The organism is Dietzia timorensis (genome assembly GCF_020742175.1).
Taxonomy (GTDB): Bacteria; Actinomycetota; Actinomycetes; order Mycobacteriales; family Mycobacteriaceae; genus Dietzia; species Dietzia timorensis_A.
The window spans coordinates 1-6,450 of the sequence record NZ_DYXM01000013.1 but is presented as its reverse complement, the minus strand read 5'-3'; the positions used below and the strand labels follow the sequence as shown (position 1 = coordinate 6,450).

The following is a 6,450-nucleotide window of genomic DNA, read 5'->3' as shown; positions in this document are numbered from 1 at the left end:
CGTCTGCCTTCCTCCCCTGCCGGTACTGTCCCCGGCTCGACAATGCAGCCCAGCCTAGTGCTCCCGGAGCGGCCGAGAACCCCGATCAACGAAGAACGCTCGTCGTGCGGCACCTATGCACACACGTCCGGCCGGATTCACCGCGTCCTGCTGTGGTGAATCCGGCCGGACATGTACTTTTCGCGCGAGGGCGCGCTATACGGGCGAGGCTCGGCCCCTAAGCCGAACGAGCGACGCTGGCGGGCGCCTTCCCTCCTTCGGGCTGCCCCGGCGTGAACTCGGCGAGCATCTCGGTGACGAGCTCCGCGATCGGCGAACGTTCCGAACGCGTGAGAGTGACGTGGGCGAAGAGCTTGTTGCCCTTGAGCTTCTCGATGACCGCTCCGATGCCGTCGTGGCGACCGACTCGCAGGTTGTCGCGCTGGGCGACGTCGTGGGTGAGTGCGACGCGAGAACCCGAGCCGAGGCGCGAGAGCACAGTGAGCAGCACGTTGCGTTCGAGCGACTGTGCCTCGTCGACGATGACGAAGGAGTCGTGGAGGGAACGGCCGCGAATGTGGGTCAGCGGGAGGACTTCGAGGATGTCGCGGTCCATGACCTCGTCGATGACGTTCTCGGACACCAGGCCTTCGAGCGTGTCGAAGACGGCCTGCGACCACGGGCTCATCTTCTCGGCCTCGGAGCCCGGGAGGTAGCCGAGTTCCTGGCCGCCCACCGCGTAGAGCGGGCGGAAGACGACGATGCGTCGCTGCTCGCGGCGCTCGAGCACGGCCTCAAGCCCGGCGCATAGCGCGAGCGCGGACTTGCCGGTGCCGGCGCGTCCGCCGAGCGAAACGATGCCAACCTCCGGATCGGTAAGCAGATCGAGGGCGAGGCGCTGCTCGAACGAGCGTCCACGAAGGCCGAAGATGTCCCGGTCCCCCTTGACGAGGCGGAGGCTGCCGCCCTGTGCGACACGGGCCATCGCGCTCGACGATCCGGCCTGGAGCTTGAGGCCGCAATGAATGGGCAGATCTGCGACGTCATTGGCGTTGAACAAGGCGCGGGTGGCGGCGTGGTCGAGGGAACCGGTCCCGAAGAGCGCGTCGATATCCTCCGACGAGGCGCCGAGCTCCGCGGTTCCGGTGTACCCGGTGAGCATGACGTCCTGGGCGCGATACTCCTCGGCATCGAGTCCGACGGCGCCGGCCTTGACGCGGAGCGGGATGTCCTTGGAGACGAGGACGGTGTCGGCACCGTCGGCACGAAGGTTGAGCGCGCAGGCGAGGATGCGCGAATCGTTCCCGGTGTCGCGGAATCCGGAGGGAAGAACCCTCTGGTCGGTGTGATTGAGTTCCACGCGCAGGGTGCCGCCCTCGGGGGTGACCTCGATGTCTCCGTCCAACCGGCCGTAGCGGGAGCGGAATTCCTCCAGCTGACGGAGGGCTTCTCGCGCAAAGTAGCCGAGTTCCGGGTGGTGGCGTTTGCCCTCGAGCTCGCCGATGACGGCGATGGGCAAGACGACCTCGTGTTCGGCGAATCTGCTGATCGCCCACGGATCGGAGAGCAACACCGAAGTGTCGAGGACGTAAGTACGAATGGTCTGTGCCACGGGAATCTCCTCGCCCCGGGGCGCCCCAGGGCGTCGTTGGTGTCGGATTACCTCTGGTGCGGTCCGAACGTTCTCGGGCCGATCCGCAAGTCGCCGTTGGTGGCGTCTTACAAGGGCCACGCTACGGAGCGCGGGTGAGAATCACATGACTGTGAGTTAACGTGTCGTGAACTTTCACCGACCGTGACGAGGCGCCTCGCCACACCAACATCACCGGACACTTCAGCGCCGCCGGTCGACCTTCGAGACGCGACTAGTATTCATTGCATAGCCCGACACCGTAGGAGAGCTCATGACGTTTTCGCTGCCGTCCTCGATAGTCCAGTCGCTTCCGGAAGATGGCCCGACCCGCTCGGTCGGCTGGACGCCGAATGCCGCCGATCGTGCCCGTCGAGCAGCGTTCGGAGTCGTCGGGCTCGTGCCCACCTCGGCCACGTCCGTCCTCGCCCGCCCCGCGACGGTCGCCGACGGTGCGCGCCTGGATCCTGCGTTCCAGCTGGGTGATAAAATCATCGACATCTTCGGCGACCAGCCGCTTTCCGACGAGACGCTGCCCGAGGCCCGCAAGAAGACCGTGGCCGCCGCGTATTACACCTCGGGCCCGAACATCCCGGTCGAGTACGTCCGCGATCTGTCTATCCCCGTGCCGGCCACCGACGCGGCCCCGGCCGCGCATATCGGCGCACGCCTATACCGGCCGACCCTGAACGACGAACCGCTTCCCTTGCTCATCTATATCCACGGTGGCGGTTTCGGCGCGGGCACTCTCGATTCCCACGACATCACCTGCCGGTACTTCGCCACGCGCGGCCAGGTCGCGGTGTTGTCGATCGACTACCGTCTGGCTCCGGAATTCCCCTACCCGACCCCGCTCGACGATTGTGTTGCCGGATTCCGGTGGGCGCGCGTTCACGCCGCGGATCTCGGCATCGATCCGGAGCGCATCGCTGTCGCCGGCGACAGCGCGGGCGGCAACCTCACTGCTGCGACGTGTCTGCGGCTGCGCGATGCCGGCGATAAAGGCCCCGCCTTCCAGATGCTGTTCGTTCCCGTCACCACCGCGGAGCCCGACGGCGGCGGTACCGCGTCCTTCGCGACCTTTGCCGAAGGTCCCTATCTCACCGCCGAGCACATCAAGTACTTCACCGGGGCCTACCTCCCCAACGATGAGTTCATCACCGATCCCTACGCCTCACCGTTGCTCGCCAAGGACCTCACCGCTTTACCGCCGGCCCACGTGGCAGTTGCGGGATTCGACCCGCTCCGCGATCAGGGCGAGGCGTATGCCCACAGGCTGCGGGAGGCCGGGGTGCACGTATCCCTCCGTCGTCACGAAACGATCGTGCATCCATTCGCGAACTCCGTAGGCATCAATGCAGCGGCTCGCTCAGCTGTCGACGAGGCGATCGGCGCGATGCGCATGGGGCTCGGATTCTGACGGCTGCCTTACAACCGTCCGTTTCGGGCACGAAAAGTCGGGAATGAGACGCGCCGTGCTGCCTAGCGTGGACCTCGGATTGGAGGAAGCCATGCGCGAATGGAACGAGGCCATCGACTACATCGAGAAGCATTTGACGGGCGAACTGTCCGGCGAGGCTCTCGCAGCAATCACGATGACGTCGGAGTACCACTTCCGCAGGATGTTCGCGACGCTCGCGGGGATGCCGGTGTCAGAGTACATTCGGCGCCGCCGGCTGAGCGTCGCCACCGGACAGATTCTCGACGGGCGCGGAGTGCTCGAGGTTGCCGTCGACTTCGGTTACGGATCCTCGGAGACGTTCTCGCGGGCATTCAAAGCCCTGCACGGGGTTGCGCCTTCGCAGGCTCGCCGCCCCGGCGCGCGGCTTCGCTCCCAACCCCAATTGAGATTCCACCTGCACGTAGAAGGGAGTACACACGTGGATTACCGAATAGTTGAATCCGAATCGTTCCGGCTGGCAGGCTTTTCGACCCGGGTGCCGCTGGTACATACGGGCGCAAATACTGCCATCGAGGACTTCGAGAAGAGTCTCGACAAGCAGACGACCGATCGGCTGCATTCGCTCTCGCATGGCGAACCGAGTGGACCGCTCGCCGTAAGTATCAATATCGACGATCCGCGCGCCGAGGGCACGATGCTCGATTATTGGCACGCCGTTGTCACCACAGACCCGGTTCCCGAGGAATTCGAGACCATGGATGTGCCTGCGGGCACGTGGGTGGTGTTCGAGACCCAAGGAACCTTTCCGGAAGCTCTACAGCAGTTGTGGGCAGATGCGGCGACCGAATGGTTTCCGGCGAACCCCTACCTCTGGGCACGAGGGCCGGAGCTACTCAAGGTCGAATACCTCGATGCAGACACGTGCCGCGGCGAGCTTTGGCTACCCATCGAACGTGCGAACTGACCCTCGATCGATCAGCAAATCGTCCGACTTGGTCGGCATGAGGGTGCCATCATGGAGCCATGGCTATCAGCGTCGTCGAGATGTTCTCCATCGGCATCGGGCCGTCGTCATCGCACACGGTCGGCCCGATGCTCGGCGCGGCCCTCTTCGCCCGTGAACTCTCCGACCAGCACGCCGGCTCCGTCGCTCGCATTGAGATCGATCTGTTCGGCTCGCTCTCTGCCACCGGACGCGGGCACGGCACGCCGGGCGCGATACTCGCAGGGCTCGAAGGGGCCGAACCCAAGACCGTCGACCCCGCACACGTGAGGGCGCTAGCGGACGGCTCCTGCCAGGCGATCACGCTCGTCGGCGGCACAACAACACTGCCGCTGGATGACGTCGCCGTTACCTTCCGCACCGACCGCAAGGAATTCCGCCATCCCAACACTGTCGAGCTGCGTGCTTTTGCTCCGGACGGCAGCGAAGTTCTCGAGCGCCGCTTCTTCTCAGTCGGCGGGGGCTTTGTGGAATTCGACAATCCTGCAGGATCTTCCAACTCCGCGACATCTGTAGAGGACACAGAAGGCGGCCACTCACATCCCGCCGGCTTCCGCAGCTACGGGTGTGCTGATGATTTGCTCGCAGCGTGCGAAGATGCTGAGTGCACGGTCGCCGAGCTTGTCAGCGGAAACGAGGCCGCCATAAGCGGCGAAGGCATCGCGGAGAAGCACCTGGTCGAGGTGTGGCATGCCATGCGCGACTGCATCGCAGCGGGGTTCACCGAACGCGGGACACTGCCAGGCGGTCTCGACGTTCCGCGCCGCGCGGCCGCGCTTTCGCAGCAGTTGGGCTCCGTTGACTCGGTGACACGAACGATGGACACACTCAACGCAGCGGCCATCGCAGTCAACGAGGAAAATGCGGCGGGACACAGGGTCGTCACGGCGCCGACCAACGGAGCGGCCGGCATCGTGCCTGCCGTGCTGCACTGGGCCTTCGAGTGCGCATGGAAACTTCTCGATACCGACGAAGAACGTGACGAGGACACCGAATCGGCATTGGCCGTACGCTTCCTGCTTGCCGCCGGCGGCATCGGCACCCTCATCAAGGAACGTGCGTCGATCTCCGGCGCGGAACTCGGCTGTCAGGGTGAAGTCGGCTCCGCTTGTGCCATGGCAGCAGCGGGTCTCACCGAGATCATGGGCGGAACGCCGGCGCAGGTCGAGAATGCCGCCGAGATCGGGATCGAGCACAACCTCGGCCTCACCTGCGATCCGGTCGGAGGCCTTGTGCAGATTCCGTGCATCGAACGCAACGCGGTCGGCGCGGTGAAGGCGGTCAACGCATCTGTCCTCGCGCTCAAGGGGTCGGGTGAGCACCGAGTCTCGCTCGACACGGCGATCGAGACGATGCGGCAGACCGGACTCGACATGATGGACAAGTACAAGGAGACCTCGCTCGGAGGCCTCGCCGTCAACGTCCCCGAATGCTAGGCAGAATGTAAATGGCACCTACGTGCACTTTCAGCTTTTGGTCTAGCAACGCCGTACGGGTCGATTACCTAACAACGCCCCGCCATTCCCCAGGGGAATGGCGGGGCCACCGTTGCATTCGAGTCTGCGGCGGGAATCGAACCCACGCGGTTCGTGGAGAGCTCCAGGTAAGCGTGCCCTCGGTCGCAAAAGCTGAGCAGACCGAAGGGCACGTCTGTACCTCTCGAAACCGAGATTCGAGCTTTTGATTCCTTCGACTTTGCGGCCAAACGTGTAGGCGGCGGAATACTGCGCTAACAGTCAGAGGAACACGAGCTTGTAGTTATATTTTCTCTCGTGGCTTTTCTACCTAAGGAAATCGGAAAAATTGCACGTCGCGATCGAGTACGGTCCGCTCGAGGTGTTCGTGGTGACCTCTTCTCCATTGACGAAAATCCGGCACGTGACATCGCTCGACCCATCTTGCTGGGCGAGAACGTTCACGTTCAGCATTTCGTGCTCGCCGACCGTGATTTCATGCGACCAGGGCGAGGTAGTTGCGTTGTCTTGGGCTGTGGCAACTCCATCTCCAGCGTTTGCATAGGTAACTGACACGTTGGATCCATCAGAGGTTTCAACCTCATAGCGAACCGTGGTGGCCTTGGAATCTGGTTGGCCCGCTTCACGTGCTTCCGACACGCCCGCTTGGCCGTCCTGCGACTCGATTGATGAATCGTTGCTCCCGCCGCTCACAGCGGCCACCACAATGATGAGCGCGATGAACGCAACTGCGATGATTGCGAACCACTTGAGGCATCCACCGCGCTTCTTATCTGGCGACTGTTGCTGCATGTAGGGCTGACCTTGCCACGGTTGCGGCTGGTTCGGGTTGAACCTCCCTGGATCTGTCGGAGGGTTCCGATCTAACAAGGAAGACTGGAACCCATGGCAGCACCACGAAAGTTCGACGCCGAGACCCGCGAGCGGGCGGTCCGGATGTATCACGAGCACCTGGCCGAGG

At 63.8% G+C, this 6,450-nt stretch carries 5 protein-coding genes; 3 read left to right on the top strand and 2 right to left on the bottom strand.

Annotated elements, in window-relative coordinates; translation table 11 throughout:
* Window positions 1–217 precede the first annotated feature (217 nt).
* A complete protein-coding gene (locus K8V11_RS00590) occupies window positions 218–1,591 on the bottom strand; it encodes a PhoH family protein (RefSeq protein WP_303910220.1) in 1,374 nt (457 codons plus the stop codon).
* Window positions 1,592–1,883: 292 nt separating this feature from the next.
* On the opposite strand from K8V11_RS00590, the gene K8V11_RS00585 reads away from it, so the two are divergent.
* Genes K8V11_RS00585 through K8V11_RS00575 form a run of 3 tightly spaced genes read left to right on the top strand, consistent with a single transcriptional unit; the run spans window position 1,884 to window position 5,450 of the window.
* Window positions 1,884–3,029, top strand: a complete 1,146-nt coding sequence (locus tag K8V11_RS00585) for an alpha/beta hydrolase (RefSeq protein ID WP_303910218.1) — start codon at window positions 1,884–1,886, stop codon at window positions 3,027–3,029.
* A 55-nt stretch (window positions 3,030–3,084) separates the two neighbouring features.
* Window positions 3,085–3,975, top strand: a complete 891-nt coding sequence (locus tag K8V11_RS00580; protein ID WP_369693013.1) for an effector binding domain-containing protein — start codon at window positions 3,085–3,087, stop codon at window positions 3,973–3,975.
* Window positions 3,976–4,034: 59 nt separating this feature from the next.
* Window positions 4,035–5,450: an L-serine ammonia-lyase gene (locus K8V11_RS00575; RefSeq protein ID WP_303910216.1), complete on the top strand. Its 1,416-nt coding sequence runs from the start codon at window positions 4,035–4,037 to the stop codon at window positions 5,448–5,450.
* A gap of 345 nt (window positions 5,451–5,795) precedes the next feature.
* On the opposite strand, the gene K8V11_RS00570 is transcribed toward K8V11_RS00575, so the two are convergent.
* Window positions 5,796–6,281 (bottom strand): MmpS family transport accessory protein, encoded by a 486-nt coding sequence (locus tag K8V11_RS00570; RefSeq protein ID WP_369693014.1) that lies wholly within the window; start codon window positions 6,279–6,281, stop codon window positions 5,796–5,798.
* Between the last annotated feature and the right edge of the window lie 169 nt (window positions 6,282–6,450).